This is a genomic window from Pokkaliibacter sp. CJK22405 (assembly GCF_046614695.1).
Lineage (GTDB): Bacteria > Pseudomonadota > Gammaproteobacteria > Pseudomonadales > Balneatricaceae > Pokkaliibacter.
In genome coordinates this window covers 1-19241 of sequence record NZ_JBKKHQ010000026.1, presented here as the reverse complement: position 1 = coordinate 19241, position 19241 = coordinate 1, and the positions used below count along the sequence as shown (strand labels likewise).

Annotated in this window: 17 protein-coding genes; 12 read left to right on the top strand and 5 right to left on the bottom strand. The window is 56.0% G+C overall.

The window, feature by feature from the left end; genetic code table 11:
- The first annotated feature begins 12 nt into the window (after positions 1-12).
- From tssB to ACKC9G_RS16655, 9 genes are all read left to right on the top strand, one after another.
- Positions 13-525, top strand: a complete 513-nt coding sequence (gene tssB / locus ACKC9G_RS16695; RefSeq protein WP_411407483.1) for a type VI secretion system contractile sheath small subunit — start codon at positions 13-15, stop codon at positions 523-525.
- On the top strand, positions 522-2021 hold the full coding sequence (tssC, locus tag ACKC9G_RS16690; protein ID WP_411407481.1) for a type VI secretion system contractile sheath large subunit: 1500 nt from the start codon (positions 522-524) through the stop codon (positions 2019-2021). The genes tssB and tssC (ACKC9G_RS16690) overlap by 4 nt, the downstream gene beginning before the upstream one ends.
- Positions 2022-2134: 113 nt before the next feature.
- A complete protein-coding gene (gene tssC, locus ACKC9G_RS16685; RefSeq protein ID WP_411407479.1) occupies positions 2135-3682 on the top strand; it encodes a type VI secretion system contractile sheath large subunit in 1548 nt (515 codons plus the stop codon).
- A gap of 60 nt (positions 3683-3742) precedes the next feature.
- Positions 3743-4555, top strand: a complete 813-nt coding sequence (locus ACKC9G_RS16680; RefSeq protein ID WP_411407477.1) for a type VI secretion system accessory protein TagJ — start codon at positions 3743-3745, stop codon at positions 4553-4555.
- Positions 4556-4569: 14 nt separating this feature from the next.
- Entirely contained in the window at positions 4570-5058 is a 489-nt protein-coding gene (gene tssE / locus ACKC9G_RS16675) for a type VI secretion system baseplate subunit TssE (protein WP_411407475.1), read from the top strand.
- A gap of 3 nt (positions 5059-5061) precedes the next feature.
- On the top strand, positions 5062-6891 hold the full coding sequence (gene tssF / locus ACKC9G_RS16670; protein WP_411407473.1) for a type VI secretion system baseplate subunit TssF: 1830 nt from the start codon (positions 5062-5064) through the stop codon (positions 6889-6891).
- Entirely contained in the window at positions 6888-7952 is a 1065-nt protein-coding gene (tssG, locus tag ACKC9G_RS16665) for a type VI secretion system baseplate subunit TssG (protein ID WP_411407471.1), read from the top strand. The genes tssF and tssG overlap by 4 nt, the downstream gene beginning before the upstream one ends.
- Before the next feature lie 60 nt (positions 7953-8012).
- On the top strand, positions 8013-10628 hold the full coding sequence (gene tssH, locus ACKC9G_RS16660) for a type VI secretion system ATPase TssH (RefSeq protein ID WP_411407469.1): 2616 nt from the start codon (positions 8013-8015) through the stop codon (positions 10626-10628).
- A gap of 372 nt (positions 10629-11000) precedes the next feature.
- Complete coding sequence (locus ACKC9G_RS16655; RefSeq protein WP_411407467.1) at positions 11001-11480, top strand: Hcp family type VI secretion system effector; 480 nt, start codon at positions 11001-11003, stop codon at positions 11478-11480.
- Positions 11481-11554: 74 nt separating this feature from the next.
- Here ACKC9G_RS16655 and ACKC9G_RS16650 read toward each other — a convergent pair whose 3' ends face one another.
- The 5 genes from ACKC9G_RS16650 to ACKC9G_RS16630 form a co-directional block, all read right to left on the bottom strand.
- Entirely contained in the window at positions 11555-12016 is a 462-nt protein-coding gene (locus ACKC9G_RS16650; protein ID WP_411407465.1) for a hypothetical protein, read from the bottom strand.
- A gap of 115 nt (positions 12017-12131) precedes the next feature.
- Positions 12132-13100, bottom strand: a complete 969-nt coding sequence (locus ACKC9G_RS16645) for a 3-hydroxyacyl-CoA dehydrogenase NAD-binding domain-containing protein (RefSeq protein ID WP_411407463.1) — start codon at positions 13098-13100, stop codon at positions 12132-12134.
- A complete protein-coding gene (locus ACKC9G_RS16640) occupies positions 13100-13999 on the bottom strand; it encodes a 3-keto-5-aminohexanoate cleavage protein (RefSeq protein WP_411407461.1) in 900 nt (299 codons plus the stop codon). Before ACKC9G_RS16640 ends, ACKC9G_RS16645 begins: the two co-directional genes overlap by 1 nt.
- 178 nt (positions 14000-14177) lie before the next feature.
- Positions 14178-14552, bottom strand: a complete 375-nt coding sequence (locus ACKC9G_RS16635) for a hypothetical protein (RefSeq protein WP_411407459.1) — start codon at positions 14550-14552, stop codon at positions 14178-14180.
- A 27-nt stretch (positions 14553-14579) separates the two neighbouring features.
- The gene (locus ACKC9G_RS16630) at positions 14580-15536 is read right to left on the bottom strand and encodes a GlxA family transcriptional regulator (RefSeq protein WP_411407457.1); all 957 of its coding nucleotides are present in this window, start codon (positions 15534-15536) and stop codon (positions 14580-14582) included.
- Positions 15537-15700: 164 nt separating this feature from the next.
- Between ACKC9G_RS16630 and ACKC9G_RS16625 the strand changes: the two genes are divergently transcribed.
- The 3 genes from ACKC9G_RS16625 (at position 15701) to ACKC9G_RS16615 (ending at position 19125) form a co-directional block, all read left to right on the top strand.
- A complete protein-coding gene (locus ACKC9G_RS16625; RefSeq protein WP_411407455.1) occupies positions 15701-16180 on the top strand; it encodes a thioesterase family protein in 480 nt (159 codons plus the stop codon).
- A gap of 174 nt (positions 16181-16354) precedes the next feature.
- On the top strand, positions 16355-17467 hold the full coding sequence (gene ald / locus ACKC9G_RS16620) for an alanine dehydrogenase (protein ID WP_411407453.1): 1113 nt from the start codon (positions 16355-16357) through the stop codon (positions 17465-17467).
- A gap of 260 nt (positions 17468-17727) precedes the next feature.
- Positions 17728-19125, top strand: a complete 1398-nt coding sequence (locus tag ACKC9G_RS16615; protein WP_411407451.1) for a GntP family permease — start codon at positions 17728-17730, stop codon at positions 19123-19125.
- Positions 19126-19241 lie beyond the last annotated feature (116 nt).

Genomic DNA, 19241 nt, shown 5'->3' with positions numbered 1-19241 from the left:
GAGATCGAAAGAGTGAGTGTTCATAGCAAGCTGCAAAGGGTGAGAAAACCACGTGTTCACATCACCTATGACCTGGAAACCGAAGGCGCATCCGTTCGTAAGGAACTGCCTTTTGTTGTTGGTGTCATGGGCGATTTCGCAGGTGATAACGCTGAAGCCCTGAAGCCTTTGAAAGATCGCCGCTTTATCCAGATCGACCGCGATAACTTTGATGCCGTATTGCGCCGCATGAATCCCAAGCTGCGTATGCGTGTCAACAACAAGCTGAGCGGTAACGACGACGAAACCTTCTCCGTCAACCTGGAATTCTCGTCCATGGAAGACTTTGAGCCGGCCGCTGTCGTCAACCAGGTCGAGCCTCTGCGTAAGCTGATGGACACTCGCAACAAGCTGCGTGACCTGCTGACCAAAGTGGATCGTTCCGAAGGACTGGAAAACATCCTTGAGAATGTACTGAACAACACCGACGAACTGGATCGCCTGGCGGACCAGTTGAACCTGCAGCAGGGAGAGCCTAAGGCATGAGCGGCGTAGAACAGCAAAGCAGCATTGCCCAGGAAGCCGTCAATGAGACGTCTCTGGGTATTCTGGATCAGGCCATTCAGGCCACTAAACAGACTGAAGCCAGCCGTGCGGAAGAACTGATTCGTACCCTGGCGGAAGAAGCGCTGAAAGGCACCGTGACCTGGAATAAAAACCTGTCCGTGACCTTTAACGAAGCGATCGCCAAGCTGGATGAGCTGATCTCTGTCCAGCTGGCAGAAATCATGCACCATGAAAAGTTCCAGAAGCTGGAAGGCAGCTGGCGTGGTCTGAACTACCTGACTCAGAACACTGAAACCAGTCAGACGCTGAAAATTCGTGTGCTGAGCCTGTCCAAGAAAGATCTGCATCGCGACCTGACCAAAGCTGTTGATTTTGATCAGAGCCAGATCTTCAAGAAGGTGTATGAATCCGAGTTCGGAACGCCTGGCGGTGAGCCTTACGGCGCCATCGTGGGTGATTATGAGTTCACCAGCCACCCGGAAGACATCGAGACACTGAGCCTGATGTCCAATGTCGCCGCCGCGGGTTTCTCTCCCTTCCTGTCAGCAGCAAACCCTGCTCTCTTTGGATTTGATGACTGGAGTGAGCTTTCCAGACCGCGTGATCTGGAGAAGATTTTTGAGTCCTTTGAATACACCAAATGGCGCTCATTCCGCGAGAGCGATGACAGCCGTTTTGTGACGCTGACCATGCCTCGTGTACTGGCGCGTTTGCCTTACGGTCAGCAGACTCGTCCTGTGGAAGAGTTCCGCTACGAGGAATTCCCGCTGGATGAAAAGACCCAGTATTCCAAAACAGCTGAGCATGATAACTACTGCTGGATGAATGCTGCTTATGTGTTGGGTGCACGTATGACAGAAGCATTCAGCAAGTACGGCTTCTGTACGGCTATCCGTGGTACTGAAGGTGGTGGTCGTGTTGATAACCTGCCTGCACACGTCTTTATCAGTGATGATGGCGATCCCGATGTGAAGTGCCCGACAGAGGTCGGCATCACTGACCGTCGTGAAGCGGAACTGAGCAAACTGGGCTTCCTGCCTCTGTGCCATTACAAGAACACCGATTATGCGGTCTTCTTCGGTGGCCAGACCTGTCAGAAGCCAGCCAAGTTTGATAACCCTGATGCCACGGCCAACGCTGCAATCTCTGCACGTCTGCCTTACATGATGGCGACTTCTCGCTTTGCTCATTACCTGAAAGTGATGGCGCGCGACAAGATCGGTAGCTTCATGGAAGCAGCTGACGTTGAAGCCTGGCTGAACCGCTGGATTCTGGGCTATGTCAACGCCTCTGAGGGCGGTGGTCAGGAAATTCGCGCCAAGTATCCGCTGGCGGATGCCCGCGTTAAGGTCAAGGAAATCCCTGGCCAGCCTGGTGCTTACCACGCGATTGCTCATCTGCGCCCCTGGTTGCAGATGGAAGAGCTGACAACCTCTCTGCGTCTGGTCGCCAAGATCCCTGAAATGGGTAACTAAGGCTTCCTGCCGTAAAAGGGCTGCCCGCCGGGCGGCCCTTTGTCACCTCGGTTATTACACCTTTTTAATGGTGGGGCACGTCTCTGTGCACCCAGCTAGCATGGGGTCAAGGATTGACAACTTCAGCCTACAGTCAGGCCAGTGAGTACGGCTTTGCCTTTGCCGATATTGACGAGGCGCCGCTGCACGATAGCGGTGAGGAGTCATCGGGTCAGGCGTTTGGTCATCTCAATGCGGCATTTCTGGAGCGTTTCCTGCGGGAGAAGGACACCCAGGCGGCATTGCGTCTGTGGTTTGACCATACCGGAGAGCGCGGTAGCGGGGCCGAGGATGGCCGTCAGCTGCTATGGCAAGCCATTGATGGCATCGATGAGTTACTGGAGGCGCAGGTCAATGCGATCCTCCATCATGCTGAATTTAAGCAGCTCGAATCCAGCTGGCGCAGTCTTCATTATCTGGTGAAGCAAAGCGCAAAAGCGGATCGTGAGCAGCGGGTAAAAATCAAGCTGATCAGCCTAAGCTGGGCTGAACTCAGTCGTGATATTGCTCGCGTCATCGAGTTTGATCAGAGCGACTTTCATCGCCTGATCCACGATAGCGAATTCGACCACGCCGGTGGTGAACCCTTCGGTCTCATTATCGGTGATTACGCGTTGGCGCTGACTCCGCAAAAGGGTCTGCCGACCAACGATCTGGACGTACTCTCTTCCATCGCCAGGACCGCAGAAGCGGCCTTTGTTCCCTTTATCGCCTCGGTGACTCCGTCCTTTCTGGGAGTGGAATCCTTTGGTGATCTGGGATCGGTGAATCAGTTCCATCAGCAGTTTGAGCTGCCTGAGTACGTCAAGTGGCGCGCATTCCGTGAGCGTGAAGAAGCGCGTTATATCGGTCTGGTGTTACCACAGGTATTGATGCGAGCGCCCTATGAGACGGACAGCACCCGTAGTGAGAGCTTCCGCTTTCGTGAGCATGTCCGCGATGAGCAGGACTATCTCTGGGGCAACGGAGCCTATTGTCTCGGCGCGGTGATGATTCGTGCCTTCGCCGAAACCGGCTGGTTCAGCCATGTGCGTAACTTCAAGCCCGGTCAGGAAGGGCAGGGCTTAGTGTGTGATCTGCCTGAACTCTATTGCGAGACGGAGCGTTATCAGCACACGAAGCTGGTGCCGCTTAATCTGCAAATCGGTGACAAGCTGGAACGTGCCATGTCTGAGACGGGTTTTATTCCTGCCCTGCCGGTGCCCCGTACCAACAATCTGGTGTTTCTCAGCAACTCCTCGCTGATGAAGCCCAAACGTTACAGTTCGGATCTGGCCACCGTGAATGTGCAGCTGTCTTCGATGCTGCAATACACCCTCTGTGTCTCGCGCATTGCTCATTACATCAAGCATCTGGGTCGCGACAAGGTGGGTAAATACGAGTCGGCCGGTACCATCGAAAATGAGTTGCAGCGCTGGCTGCATCAGTACACCACGGCCTCGGATACTGCTTCTGATGAGGTGCGGGCCCGATATCCACTGGGTGAAGCCAAAATCAAGGTGAAAGCCAAGGCCGGTGAGCCCGGTCATTACTATTCCGTGATTCGTCTGCGGCCACACCTGCAGATGGATCAAATGGTGTCTTCAGTGCGACTGGTAACGGAACTTTCTGCCGGTCGTTAAGACATATAAGTCATAAGAAAGATGTTCTGGCGGGGTTGCGCCGGAGCAGGGAGAGAAAGGATGAGCGATATCAAGACATTGCTGGCGCAGGGAGAGATTGCCGCTGCCATTGAGCAACTCAAGAATGCCCTGCGTGATGATCCACGTAACCTGTCTGCGCGTGGTAGCTACATTGAGCTGCTCTGCATCGATGGCCAGCTCGAGAAGGCTGACCAGCAACTGGACATGATGGTGCGTCAGGACCCTGAAACTGCTGCTGGTGCCAGTAACCTGCGTCGTCTGATTCATGCCGCTCAGGCGCGTCTGGATTTTTACAACGGTGGGGATACATCTTCACTGCTGGGCGAGGCTGACGCTGAAGTGGAAACTCTGCTGAAACTGCGGGTGGCGCTGGTGAAAGAAGAAGCCGAAGTGGCTGAGCTGGCGGCCGCACTGGAAGAACAGCGTAATACCTGTCCTTTGCTGATTAACGGTGAAGCGGCGGAAGATGTCCGTGATCTGGATGACAGCCTCTGTGGTTTTCTGGAGCTGTTGGGAACCGACGGCAAGTTCTATTTCATCAAGTGGGCTGATGTTATCCATCTGGATATCAAGCCTGCCACCTCGCTGGTCGAGCATATCTGGCGCCCGGCGGTTATCCAGACCACTGCAGGTGCCGATGGCGATGTCTTTATCCCCATGACTTACGCGGGCAGCAACACGCCTCACCAAAAGCTTGGCCGTGAGACTGACTGGCATCAGGCCGGTGAAGCCGAAGTCTTTACCGGTATTGGCTTCAAGCAGATTCTGGTGAACGACGAAGCGCTGAATCTTGCTGATGTGACCACGCTGGCACCGCAGGTGCTGGTTGAGTCAGCTGCTGTTGCAGAGTAAGGCTGAGTTCATTTATGGCCGAGGCAGGCAAAAAGGTTCGTATTGTGCCCAGTATTCTGGATCGGCTGATTGATGCTGACCCGGAAGAAACGGCCATGGTCGCCACGGATGACACTTACAGCCCGCGCAATATGCGAGCGAGTGTCCGTCGCGATCTTGAGGACCTACTGAACAGCCGGGTCAGTTATCTGACCTGGCCCAAGGCCTACAAAGAGCTGGAGCAGTCGCTGCTAAGCTACGGCCTGCCTGATTTCTCGACCATCCCGGTGAGCAGTCAGGATGCCAAACTGAACCTTTGCCGAATTGTGGAGCAGACCATTCGCAAGTTTGAGCCACGCTTTGCCGATGTCAGTGTCTCGGTGATCGAGACTGAAGAAGTCAGTACGACCCTGAAATTGCGGATCAGTGCGGTCATGTATGCCGTGCCGCGCCCCGAAGAAGTGTCCTTTGATACCGAGCTTGAACCCGCCACGTTGGCGCTTCGCCTGGTAGGGAGAATGTAATTCATGGCTGATGAACTGCTGAAGTATTACAACCAGGAACTGACGTACTTGCGTCATCTTGGCAGTGAGTTTGCCGAACGCTATCCCAAAGTGGCCGGTCGGCTGAAACTGAGTGATGAGGTCATCGAGGACCCGCACGTCTCCCGCTTGCTGGAAGGGGTCTCCTTCCTGACGGCGCGTATTCGCCAGAAACTCGATGACAGCTTTCCGGAGCTGACCGATGCGCTGCTGGGTCACATGTATCCGGACTATCAGGCACCCATTCCTTCCATGTCCATTGCTCAGGTGACGCCAAAAAACCTGAATGACTTTGGTGTGACACTTCCCCGTGGCTGCGAGCTGACCACAGAAGTACCGGGCTTTGCCGAGTGCCAGTTCCAGACCTGCTATGACGTCCGTCTCTGGCCGGTGGAGATTGATTCAGTACGCTTTCAGAACGCGCCTTTTCGGGCACCGAAGTCGATCTGGCGTGACAGCCCATCGTCCATTCTGAAAATCTCCGTCAAAAGCCTGCTGCCGAAAGTGAATTTGAGCGATATCGGCGTGGATAGCCTGCGTTTTTATCTGAACGGACAGCTGCGCCATAACCTGGCGCTCTATCAGCATCTGTTCCGTGATTGCATCGGTATGGCGATTACGCCTGAAGGCAATCATCAGGAGGCGGTGTATCTTGAAAAGCGTCACCTTAAGGCGGTGGGTTTTGAGCCTGAACACGCGGTAGTGCCATATCAGTCGAAAAGCTTTGCAGGTTATCGCCTGTTAATTGAACAAAGTCTGTTCCCGCAAAAATTCCTGTTCTTTGAGCTGGATGATCTGCGCTCGCGCTGGAAGCAGGCTGGCGCTCATGCCGATATCTATCTGTATTTTTCGGAGTCTTCCACTGAGCTTGAGCAGCAGGTGTCGGACTCCCAGCTGATGCTGGGCTGCACGCCGATGGTTAATCTCTTTGAGGAGCGGCTGGAGCCTATCCGCCTTGAAACCGCAGAGCATGAGTATCGCCTGACCGCTTCTTTTGCCAAAGCGGACACGCGGGAAATTATTCGGCCGACGGACGTGGAAGTCTTTAACCACAGCCGTCAGCGTCGCAATGTGCGGCCTTATTATGCCGAAGGGCATCCTGCCTATCTGGATGATGACGATGTGTTCTGGACGGTTCGCCGTGAACCCGGTCAGTGGGCGAGAGGTAATGCCGAGCCTGGCACGGAGGCGGTATTAAGCATTGTCGACCGTCAGGCCTACGGCGCTGCCTTTGAGCAGAATGATGGCTGGATGCTTGGGGTCAAGGCGCTTTGCTCAAATCGCAATGTTCCTGCACGTCTGCCCTACGGTGGTGGCCAGCCATTCATGCAAACCAGCACCCATGCTGATGTTGTGGAAGAGATTCGTTGCCTGACTCCGCCGACCACCGTGGTGCGTCCTTCTCTGGGCGAAGACACCCGCTGGCAACTGGTGAGTCACCTGACCCTGAATCACTTCTCCGGTGAGGGCGCCGCGCAGCGGGTTCGCGAGGTGTTGAAGCTGTATGACTTCCGTGCCAGCCCGGAAACCAAGGTGCTGCTGCAAGCGATTTACGATGTGAAAATCACGGCGGCGACATCTCGCTTGATTCGCAATGGTCGCGTGGCCTTTGCTCATGGCAACGATATTCAGCTGGTTTTTACCCAGCATGATGCCGCTGGTAGCAGCCTCTTCTTCCTGGGTTCAGTACTGGACTATTTCTTCTCGCAGTTTGCCTCCGTCAACAGCTTCACTCGCCTATCCATCAGCATCCTGGATGAGGCGCGTCCGGTACATCAGTGGCCTGCGCGGGCCGGAGGCGTGCCGTTGGTATGAGCGCGCTGAGTAAAAAAGAGCGCGCGGTTCGCAAGGGGCGAATTCCGAAAGGCGCGATTTACCGGGTTATCGACCAGCCGGATCTGCACAGTTTCTATCAGGCGGTACGTCTGATTCAGCTGCAGCTGGAGCGCAGTGATTATCAGGGGCGTATCGGTCATGACGGTCGGCCTGAGCGTGAGTTGGTTCGTTTTAGCTCGGTGCAGCATCTGGGTTTTGCCGGTCGGGCAATTCAGAAGATTGATCCGGTCACGATGGAGCCGGATAAGCCGGTGAAGGTCACTATGCATGTGACGTTTGCAGGGCTGACAGGGCTCTCAGCCACCTTGCCGCAGCATTACACCGAATTGGTGATGAGTCGCGTCAAGAACCGCGATCATGCGATGAAGGATTTCTTGGATATCTTCAATCATCGCCTGATTTCGCTGTATTACCGCTCCTGGGAGAAGTACAGGATCGCCGAGCAGATCCGTCCGATGCCGGGTAAAAGCGAGCATTTGCCTGCCCGGCGCAAGACTGATGCCTTTAGCCATATTCTGGGTGCGGCCACCGGCTCAATGCAGCCGCTGAGTCTTTATCACGCTGGGCTGTTTGCCACTTTACCCCGCTCGGCGACCGGCCTTGAGCAAATGCTGTCGAGCATCACAGGTGTGCCCGTGCGGGTGAAACAGTTTACCGGTCGCTGGTTGAATCTGGCGTCGGAAGAGCAGACCCGACTGGCATCACGTCAGGGGCTTGAGGGGCAGTTCACTCAACTGGGTGTGAATGCCTCCATTGGCAGCCGCTTCTGGGATGTCAATTCAACGGTGTTGATTGAAATGGAGTCTCGCAGTCAGTCGCTGAGCCGTTCAATGATGCCCGCCGGGCCGCTGAACCAGCGTCTGACCAAGCTGGTACAAGAATATGTCGGTTCGCCGACACGTGTTCGCTGGCACCTCAGGATTCCGGCACACCATGTCAGCATGGTGGAGCTGGGTAAGTCCTCGATGGGCCTGGCGCAGGGTGGCTGTTTGTTTATCCCGCGCAATAAACGTAACCGATTGCTGGATCTGCGCTTTTAACCTGAACACAGGGAGCGTCTTCAGTGTGTTTGAATCATTAAATGAAAGGAATCTCATCACATGTCTTCAATGAGCTTGAAGCACTTGGTGGAGAAGCTGAACCCCACCTGTCGTAGCGCCCTTGAAGCTGCCGCCTCCCTGTGTCAGTCACGCAGCCACTTCAGCGTTGAAGTGCAGCACTGGCTGACGCCGCTGGTCAACAATGAGCAGTCTGATGTGCATCTGCTGCTGCGCAGCTTTGACATCAATCCGGACCAGTTTGCTGCCGAGCTGCAGCAGTCGCTGGAGCGCATGCGTACCGGTAATGATTCCGTCCCCGGTCTTTCTGCACAGCTGGTCACCCTGCTGCAGGAAAGCTGGGTGGCGTGCAGCATCGAGTTCCAGGACAACCAGATCCGCTCTGCGCATCTCCTTTATGCGCTGATCAACGCCGAAGGTCTGGCGCTGATCTGGCAGAGCCAGATGCCCTCTTTGTCGCGGATTGAGGCGGCGCAATTGCTGCATGCCTGGCCTGAACTGAAAAATGAGTCGGGTGAAACGGAAGGTGCCGGCGCACAAGCGGCACGCTCTGGAGAGCCTGCCAAGATCAGCAAGACTCCTTCGCTGGATCAGTTTACTCAGGACCTGACCGGACAGGCTCGTGAAGGCCGTCTGGACCCGATTCTGGGACGTGATGATGAAATCCGTCAGATGATTGACATCCTGACCCGTCGTCGCCAAAACAACCCGATTCTGACCGGTGAAGCCGGTGTCGGTAAAACGGCCGTGGTTGAAGGCCTGGCGCAGCGTATCGTGAATGGCGATGTCCCGGATGTGCTGAAAAACGTCAGCCTGCGCACGCTGGATCTGGCACTGCTGCAAGCGGGCGCCGGGATGAAGGGTGAGTTCGAAAACCGCCTTAAAGGTGTGATCAGCGAAGTTAAGGCTTCCGCGACACCGATTATTCTCTTTATTGACGAAGCCCATACGCTGATCGGCAGTGGTGGCGCGGCGGGTCAGAATGATGCGGCCAACCTGCTGAAGCCTGCACTGGCCCGTGGCGAGCTGCGTACCATCGCGGCAACGACCTGGGCGGAATACAAGAAGTTCTTCGAGAAAGATGCAGCGCTGACGCGTCGCTTCCAGGTGATCAAGGTTGAAGAACCCAGCGCCGAGAAAGCGATCGTCATGCTGCGCGGCCTGCTTCCGGTCATGCAGCGCCACCACCATGTCAGTATTTCTGATGCGGCGCTCAAAGCCTCCGTGCTGCTGTCACAACGTTACATTAATGGTCGTCAGCTGCCTGACAAAGCGGTGGCTCTGCTGGATACGGCCTGTGCCCGCGTGGCGATGAGCCAGGCAACCGTGCCTTCCCGTGTTGAGTCACTGCAACGCCAGCTGGAAGCCCTCAAAGCCGAGCAGACCCAGCTATTGGAAGAGCATCAGGCGGCAGGCCAGCATGAAGCGGCACTGGCGGGTCTGGACACCAGGCTGGATGAGGTTTCTGCACAGCTGGAAACGGAGCGCTCACTCTGGAATGCCGAGCAGGAAGCCGTGAAAGCGGGTATGGGCCACTATCAGCGTCTTTTCGATGAGACGTTGTCGGAAGAGGATAAAGCGCAGGAGAAAGAGGCCTTCCGCTCTTTCCTTACACACTACGAAGACACCAAAGAGCCGATGGTGCACTGGCAGGTCGATGAGCAGCTGGTCGCGTCCGTTGTTTCTGACTGGACCGGTATTCCTCTGGGCCGCATGCAGGCCGATGAAGTGGCCAGTATTCTGAGCCTGGAGGATCGTTTAGGTGAGCGGGTTATTGGTCAGCCCAACGCACTGCGTCTGATCAGTCAGACGGTACAGACTGCCCGTGCGCAGCTGGCGGATGAAAACCGTCCCCACGGTATTTTCCTGCTGACCGGCCCCAGTGGTGTTGGTAAAACAGAAACGGCCATGGCGCTGGCTGAACAGGTCTTTGGCAGTGAGGACAAAATCACTGTCATTAACATGTCCGAGTTCAAGGAAGAGCATAAAGTCAGCATGCTGCTGGGCTCTCCTCCCGGTTATGTGGGTTACGGTGAAGGTGGTGTGCTGACCGAGGCTGTCCGTCGCAAGCCTTATAGCGTCATCCTGCTTGATGAAATGGAAAAAGCCCATCCCGGTGTACAGGACATTTTCTATCAGGTCTTTGACAAGGGCACGATCAAGGATGGTGAAGGTCGTGACATCGACTTCAAAAACACCGTCATCATCATGACCTGTAACGTCGGTAGCGACACCACGCTGCAGCTGTTTGAAGACCCTGATACTGCACCAAGCTTTGAAGGCCTGCGCAAGGCGCTGATGCCGGATCTGCTGGCCGTGTTCAAGCCGGCTTTCCTTGGCCGACTGAATATCACGCCTTATGTGCCTCTGGATGAAGACATGATCCGTGAGATTGCCCGCCTGCAACTGGGTCGTATCCAGAAGCGTCTGGCGCAGCATCATCAGGCCGAACTGAATTATAGCGATGAGGTGCTTTCGCACATCGTTGCGGGTTGTCAGGAAGTTCAGTCCGGCGCCCGAACTATCCACAACATGCTGCATAACCAGCTGCTGCCACAGATGTCTGTAGAGGTGCTGAATGCAGTGGCCGAGCGTCGTGCGCTGGGCCGTGTGGAGGTTGATATCGACGAAGGTGCCTTCACCGTTAAGGTGGTGTAGGTCGTATAAAAGCCAGGTAACAAGTATTTCCGTACTTGAAGTCAAGTAATGCAAAGTTACCTGGCATTAAATTAATTTACATTTCGTCGTAAAAGTTTTACTTTAGGGCGCGCTACACGAGGGGTGTGCTCACCCCTTCCAAGGAAGGTGAAAGTTGCCAGCTGGGAGCCAGGCTCCTGAGTGTCGCAGGGAATGCGTCCTGATCCTGAGAGGTCAGGCACTTGTGGCATACAAGGTAAGTTTTTTCTTGGAAGGGCGATAATAAGACGGGCTGCTATCTGGCAGTTGGCTGTGGCAAGTTCAACGCCTTCCGTCGATCAAGGAAGTTCGCTTATCAAAGCGATTATCAACCTAGATGCTTAGGAGAAAAGCATGCAAGCTAATACTTACCTGAATTACGAAGGTATCAAAGGCGAAACTACCGCTGAACAGTTCAAGGACCTGATCACCGTTCTGTCCATGGACTGGTCTATCGACCGTACTGTTACCGCTCACACCGGTACTGCAATGGATCGTGAAGCCAGCGCAACTCGCCTGGGCGACATCACTATCACCAAACTGCAGGACCGTGCTTCTCCTGACCTGTTCAAAGAAGCGACCATCGGTAAAGGTAAAACTGCTGTATTCCACGTCACCAAGCAGGGTGAAAAAATCGAAGAAATCATGAAGATCGAACTGACCGACGCCATGATCTCTCACTACAGCGTTTCTATCCAGAACGACCGTCCAGTTGAAACCATCCGCATCTCCTACACCGAGATGATGATGACCGTAACTCCTACCGACGACGACAACAACGTTGTTGCTCCTCTGGTATACGGTTACAGCGGCCTGAAAGGTCAGCAGCTGTAAGTTGGCATTTGCCACAAGAAAAGGCTCCCTCGGGAGCCTTTTTTGTTGCCTGGATTTTTTTCTTGCCTGGATAGTTACTCTGACTCGGGCGATGGTTGATACAGAATACCCATGGCTTGGGGAATACCCGAATCCTGAATGCGCTGTTCCTCTACGACCAGTCCTTCCTCAGTCAGCTTTGCGCGGATGCCATTACCACTGAAGCTTCTATCATCCACGCAGTTCAATGAATAACGGTGTTTTAACGAAGCTGTGCCCGGCTCGGCATAGGAGCGCTCGATGGCACGTTGGTTAACATCCAGATGCAGACGCAAGGAAGCCCCTCCCAGCTCAGCCACATAATCCGCCCTCAAGCCAGAGGCGGGTTTGGGCGTTCCGGAGGCCAGTTCCGTTCCTTCAAGAATGGGTCGCTCGAGAAAGTCAGCGGGTACGCAGCCATTAGCGGCAAGCGTGGCAGTGGACGTTATGGCAAGGCTCATTCCCAGCAAGGTGTGGCAAGCCGCCCGGACCAGGAATGAACTGTTTGAGTCGGTCATATCGCCATCCTTGCGATGCTGCAGAAAGGTATTCTGAGCGGGTGAGAAGAGCGGTGTTTATACGTAACTCTTCACTTCATCGCAATGCTGGCGATATGACTCTGGGGTCATGGTGCTAACGCTTGATACCATGCTCCTGACGGTACTCTTCCAGCGTCTGCATGATGCGGATCAGGCAGTCATCGCGCTCCTGAATCAGATCATTAATGCTGGCGCCATTGGCCTGACTCAGGCAGCCATCGACCATGTCCTTTTTCAGCTCGGGGGTGAGTTTGGGCGCTTTGAGTCGGGTCCAGGGGGCTTCCAGTGACTCCTCAAAGTGATCAAGTAAATGCGCCATGCCGCCCTGACCGCCGCCCAGATGATAGGTCAGGCAGTGGCCCATAATCGCCCAGCGCAGGCCGGGGCCGTAGGCAATCGCCTTGTCGATATCCTCAACGGAGCATTCCTTGTTCTTCACCATGTGCAGGGCTTCGCGCCAGAGGGCTTCCTGCAGGCGGTTGCCGATAAAGCCCGGCAGCTCCTGCGTCATCTTGGCGACTTTCTTTTCCACTGCTTCGTAAAAATCAGTGGTCCAGTCCACCACGTCCTGCGAGGTCTGCTTACCGCCGCATACTTCACAGAAGGGCACAAGGTAGGGCGGGTTAAAAGGATGCCCCACCACAAAACGCTCGGGATGCCCGCTGACGTCGGTGGTCATATCGCTCATGGCAAAGCCGGAGGTGCTGGAAATGATGACCACCTCAGCAGGCGCAAGCTTGTCCAGTTGGGCGAACAGCGCACGTTTGGCATCCAGTACTTCGGGCGTGCTTTCCTGAATCACTTCGACCTGAGTCGCCAGCGCTTCCAGTGAGTCGACAAAGCTCAGGCGATCACGGGAGGCACCGGGGCGCAGCCCCAGCTTCTCCATGGTAGGCCAGATATGATCGACCATGGCGAGCAGCTTTTCTTTGGACTGGGGGCCGGGGTCATAAGCGACCACATCCATACCCATGCGCAGAAAATGCAGCGCCCAGGCACCGCCAATAGTGCCGGTACCGAGCACACCGACGCGGGAAACGTGAGTAGCAGCAGGACGGCTCATCAGGCATTACCTCCGGCAGGTTTAAGTTGCAGTGTGGCGCGGGCTTCGGTGGGGGAGAGCACACGGCCGCCCAGGGTGTCGACCAGAGTTGTCGCTTTCTCGACCAGCTGACCATTGGTGGCGAGGACGCCTTTGCGAAGATAGAGATTGTCTTCCAGACCGACGCGGATATGGCCGCCCATCAGCACTGACTGCGCCGCGAAGGGCAGCTGATCCCGACCGAGGGCAAATGCCGCCCACTGATGGCCTTCTGGCAGCATATCGACCATCCCTTTCATGACGCCAAGGTTGGGCGGTGCTCCCCAGGGAATGCCATGGCAGAGCTGAAACATGGCGTTGTCAGCCAGCAGGCCTTCTTTCTTCATTTGCAGGGCAAACCAGAGATTGCCGGTATCGAAGATTTCCAGCTCAACGGTAACGCCCAGCTCTTTAATACGCGCCGCACCCTTACGCAGCATTTCCGGGGTGGAGACGTACACAAGATTCTGGTCGCCAAAGTTCAGTGAACCGCAATCGAGGGTGCAGATATCCGGGCGCAGCGCCTCGATGTGCTCAAGGCGAGTCATGGCACCGACCAGATCCGTTTCTGCGGCAAAGTCAGTGGGGTTGTCATCCGGGCCGATGTAAAGATCGCCGCCCATGCCAGCGGTCAGGTTGATGATGACATCACACTTGGCCGCGCGAATGTGTTCAACCACTTCTGCATAAAGCTCAAGTCTGCGACTGCCCTGTTTGGTTTCGGGATCACGTACATGCATGTGGGCAATGGCCGCGCCGGCATTCCAGGCCTCAATGGCCGCATCGGCGATTTGCCGCGGTGTGACGGGTACATGAGGGCTTCGGTCTGCGGTGTCGCCCGCACCGGTTACGGCGCAGGTAATGATGACGTCTCGGTTCATCCGGTGTTCCCCTGTCAAAGTCAGTGAAGATGGAAGAGCAGCGATAGCCGCTGATCAATACTGTCCACAGTACCGATCAGTGAGGTGAGATTTTGCGTATTTGCGATGGGTATTATTGATTTTGCGTCATGGTATGAGCGATGGCGGTTTTGGGTATGACGTAGGCAGAAGCGACCTGTTAACCGGCCGTCATGGTGAGCAGCTCTCGTGGTGCAGCGTCCGGGCCTTCGGCCATGAGCTCAATCTGGGACTGCTGTGCCGGCTGACTCAGGGCATGGTTTTGTGTCAACCAATCCAGTAAGGCTGGCCAGAAGGGAGAGTCCTCGAAGACGTCGACGTTTTCGCCGCTCGCGAACTGCAACCTGAGGCAGACTGTTTCGGCGACATAGATATCGCGAAACGCCAAGACTGCGCTAGTCAGGGTAAGGTCATTTAAACGACGTGATTCGTCTTTTCGTTCAATAACAAGATCGCCCGCGTTGGCCTCGAGCCGCCACGTCTTCAGGTCTGCACGCTTCACGATTGCTTGGTTAATGCGATCAATAATTCCCATCCTGTCTCCCTGACTGGGTGTTAGGCCTTAACGTTCCTTACTGGGCGATTTCAGGAAGCGTTGCTGATAACAACGGCTGAAGTGCGACAGTGAGGGAAAGCCGCAGGCATCAGCAATGGTGGTAATACTGTGAGCGGTTTGCTGCAGCATCCAGCGCGCCTGATCAAGCCGTAAGTCGCGGTAGTAACGGGCTGGGCTGGTGTGCTGGTAATGGCGGAACAGCCGCTCCAGCTCACGGGTGGAGATGCCTACCTGCCGGGCGATTTCCGCGACTTTAAGCGGCTCTTCAAGGTTTCGTTCCATCAGCAGAACGGCTTCCTGCAATGCTGGGTTACGGCTGTCCAGACGCTTGTTCAGGGTCGGGCGCTGGGGTTCGTGCTGGGCGCGCAACTGGGTATAGATCAACTCATCGGCGACATTGGCGGCCAGGGTCTGGCCATGCTGACTGGCAATCAGATGCAGCATCAGATCCAACCCGGCGAGCCCGCCTGCGCAGGAGAAGCGGCTGCGGTCAACCACCACCACTTCCTGCACCCAGCTGACCTCGGGAAACTGCTGGCGGGTGCTCTCAAGATGCTCCCAGTGCACGGTACTGCGATAGCCATTAAGCACACCGGCGCTGGCGGTGATAAAGGCGGCAGTGTCCTGACTGCCGATATCCGCCCCCAGGCTTGCCTGCTTACGGATAAACGCCAGTACTGTCGGGGTGATCTGCCGCTGGGGATGCGCGCCCGCGACGATAATTAGGGTCTCGCAGGTTCTGGCTTGTCGAAGGCTGGTGGCAGTGGTGACTTCCAGCCCGTCGCTACTGGCGACCAGCCCGCCGGACTCACTCAGTAGCTCAAACTGATAAAGCTCACGCTCGGCATAGCGGTTGGCATGACGAAGCGGGTTCAGCATGGCAGTGAGGCCAAAGAGGGAAAAGCCCGGCAGCAATAAAAAGCTCAGGCGCTGGGGCAGGGTATCCGGACGCTCGCCAAACATGTGCAGTCCTCAGGTGCTGTTATCAGATGACCATTCTGTCGTATTTTGCGTAGTAATCAGCGTATCGGCGCAAAGCCGCGAATACCAGTGCTCTACCATCAATGCCTTGTTTGCTGGTGATTCCCTGCCAGCGCTGTTGCTGAATTGACCGACAGGAGGCAGCCATGAGCGAGACCCTATGTTTGTATCAGGGGCCGGTAAAGGATCAGTGGATCGATTATAACGGCCATATGAATGATGCCTGCTATGTGGTGGTGTTCAGTCAGGCAATCGACCTTTTGATGGACCATCTGGGCATTGATGCGGTGACCCGTGATAAAGAACAGGTGTCCATCTACACCCTGCAAAGCATGGTGCACTATCTGCAGGAAGTAACGGCGGCCGAACCACTGCGGGTGGAGGCTCAGTTGCTGGAGCATGACGGCAAAAAACTGCGGGTGTTCTTCACCATGGTGCATGGCGATTCAGGTGACACCCTGGCGGCCATGGAAACCCTGTTGCTGCACATGGATATGGCGGCTCATCGGGCTGCGCCCTTCTTACCGGCGGTGCAACAGAAGGTGGAACAACTGGCGCTGTCTCATCAGTCGCTGACGTGGCCTGCATTGGCAGGGCGCAGCATTGCGCTGAAGCGGCCGACGTAGAGGATGGCTGGCGTCGGCATGTTGCAGGCGCACAGGAAAAACCTCGGTTTGGCGATGAAATACAGAATCCCTGTGGCGAGTCTCACTGCTAGGCTCAATGCAGGGATTTTTTATGGATGAGTCACTGTCTTGCCAAGCATGCGGCGCACATCGCGCTGCCAATGGAGGTGTTGCATGTTGATCGCCGTGCCGAAAGAAATCAAAAACCATGAGTATCGTGTTGGGATGACTCCGGCTGGTGTGCGTGAGCTGGTACAAGCCGGGCATCAGGTGCTGCTACAAACCTGCGCGGGCGAGGCCATTGGCTATCGTGATGAGCTGTATCAGCAAGCAGGCGCCACCATCGCTGCAGATGCCGCTGAGGTTTACGCTCGCGGTGACATGATCGTCAAGGTGAAGGAGCCGCAGCCGGAGGAATGCGCGCAGCTGCGCGAAGGACAGGTGCTGTTTACCTACCTGCATCTGGCGCCAGACCCCGAACAGGCCGAGGCATTACTCCGTTCCGGTGTCGTCGCCATTGCCTATGAAACCGTCACCGATGCCCACGGTGGTTTGCCGTTACTGGCACCAATGAGTGAAGTCGCGGGCAGGCTATCCATTCAGGCCGGTGCCCATTGCCTTGAAAAGGCGCAGGGCGGCGAAGGTATTTTGCTTGGTGGTGTGCCGGGCGTAGCACCGGGACGGGTGCTGATTATCGGTGGCGGTGTGGTGGGAACTCAGGCCGCGCAAATGGCGGCGGGCCTTGGCGCCGAAGTCCGCATTCTGGATGCTTCCTTGTCACGTATTCGCTACCTCAATGATCGCTTCGGTGCGCGGGTCCCGGCGCTTTTCTCCACACAGGACATTCTCGAGGAGGAGCTTGCGCGGGCGGATCTGATTATCGGCGCCGTCCTGATTCCCGGTGCGGCAGCACCAAAACTGGTGAAACGTGCTCATCTTGCTGCGCTAAAATCCGGCGCCGTGCTGGTTGATGTGGCCATTGATCAGGGCGGGTGCTTTGAGTCTTCGCGGCCCACCACCCATGCCAATCCGACCTATGTGGAAGAAGGCATTCTGCATTACTGCGTAGCGAATATGCCGGGAGCGGTGGCGAAAACCTCTACTCAGGCGCTCACCAACGCCACTTTGCCCTTTGTGCTGGCGCTGGCCAATAAAGGCTATCGACAGGCCATGCAGGACGATGCGCATTTACGTAATGGCCTGAATATTCACCGCGGTGAAGTGGCCCATCAGGCGGTGGCACGCGCCTTGGGGTACGGCTTTCAAAACCCGAATAATGTGCTGTAAGACGTTATGAAGAGCGCATCAACGCGTTGCCGTAACTAAGAGCAGGATAAGAGCACTGGCTGGCAGCTATTGCGCCCTGCCGGTGTTACCCTCATAAGGCTTAACGGTTGGCCAGGGACTCGGCCGTGTCATTGCCTTTCCCTGATGATGGCCTTTCTGATGAAAGGTGCTCTGGCTGAACCCCACCATAACAACAACAGCCTGGTCGGTTATCTGGCGCTGCCAGTGTCCGGCATCACCTCAGAGTGAGAGGAAAGACGATGACCTTTGTACTGATCCTGCTGGCGGTGATCGCGTTTATCGTGGTCGCGACGACGTGGTTCAAGCTCCATCCCTTTTTAACCCTGCTGCTGGCGGCCTACATTACCGCAGTGGCGTGCGGGTTACCCTTCGATACCCTCGCCAAGACCATCTCGACCGGCTTTGGCGGCATTCTCGGTTATATCGGTCTGGTGATTGTGCTCGGCACCATTATTGGCGTCATTCTGGAGAAAAGCGGGGCGGCGATTACTCTGGCCGATACGCTGGTGAAGCTGCTCGGCAAGCGCTTCCCGACGCTGACCATGACCATCATCGGCTATCTGGTGTCGATTCCGGTGTTCTGTGATTCCGGCTTTGTCATCCTGAATGCCCTGAAGGAGTCGATGGCGAAACGTATGGCGGTGTCCAGTGTGGCGATGTCGGTGGCGCTGGCGACCGGGCTGTATGCGACCCATACCTTTGTGCCACCCACTCCCGGCCCGATTGCGGCGGCGGGGAATCTTGGTCTTGAGTCGAACCTGGGGCTGGTGATGGGACTGGGGCTGATTGTCGCGGCAGTCACCGCACTGGCAGGAACGTTCTGGGCGCGCCGTTTTTATAACGTCGAGCCGGACAGTCAGCGTGATGTCCCGGGTGCCGGTCTTGATGAAAACCTGAGGGCTGATGAACAGCATCTGGAGCCTGAAGCGCAGTGGAAAAAGATGCGCGATGCCTATGGCACTTTGCCTTCTCCACTGGCGGCTTTTGCGCCGATTCTGGTGCCGATCATCCTGATCTGTCTTGGATCGGTGGCGTCATTCCCCACCCATCCATTGGGTGAAGGCGCGCTGGCCGCCGCGCTTAACTTTCTGGGTCAGCCGCTGAATGCGCTGATGATTGGCCTTTTAAGTGCATTGCCACTGCTGCCTGCGGGCAAGCGGATAGAGTCTCTGGGCACACGTATCTCGGACGGTATCGTCGCGGCGGCGCCCATTCTGCTGATCACCGGTGCCGGTGGTGCCTTTGGGGCGGTACTGAAAGCCACGCCTATTGGCGAGTTTCTCGGCAGTAGCCTGTCATCACTGGGGATTGGTATCTGGATGCCCTTTATTGTGGCAGCGGCACTGAAGTCTGCGCAGGGGTCTTCAACAGTGGCTCTGGTGACCACATCTGCCCTGGTCGCCCCTTTGCTGGGTGATCTTGGGCTGGACTCAGAAATGGGTCGGGCGCTGACGGTCATGGCGATTGGCGCCGGTGCCATGACGGTATCCCATGCCAATGACAGCTTCTTCTGGGTGGTGTCCCAGTTCAGCCGCATGAGCGTTGGCCTGGCCTATCGGGCGCAGACGTTGGCGACCCTTTGTCAGGGGATTGTCGGTATTGTGCTGATCTGGCTGATGAGTCTGGTGCTGCTGTAAGGCACTGTGTCTCGGTGAGTAAAAAAGCGCCTCCAGGGGCACTGCTGTCCCATAAATGGCAGTCAATGAAAAAGCCTGAGTCCAAGTGAGTAAAATGAGAGTGCGACCAAACACTC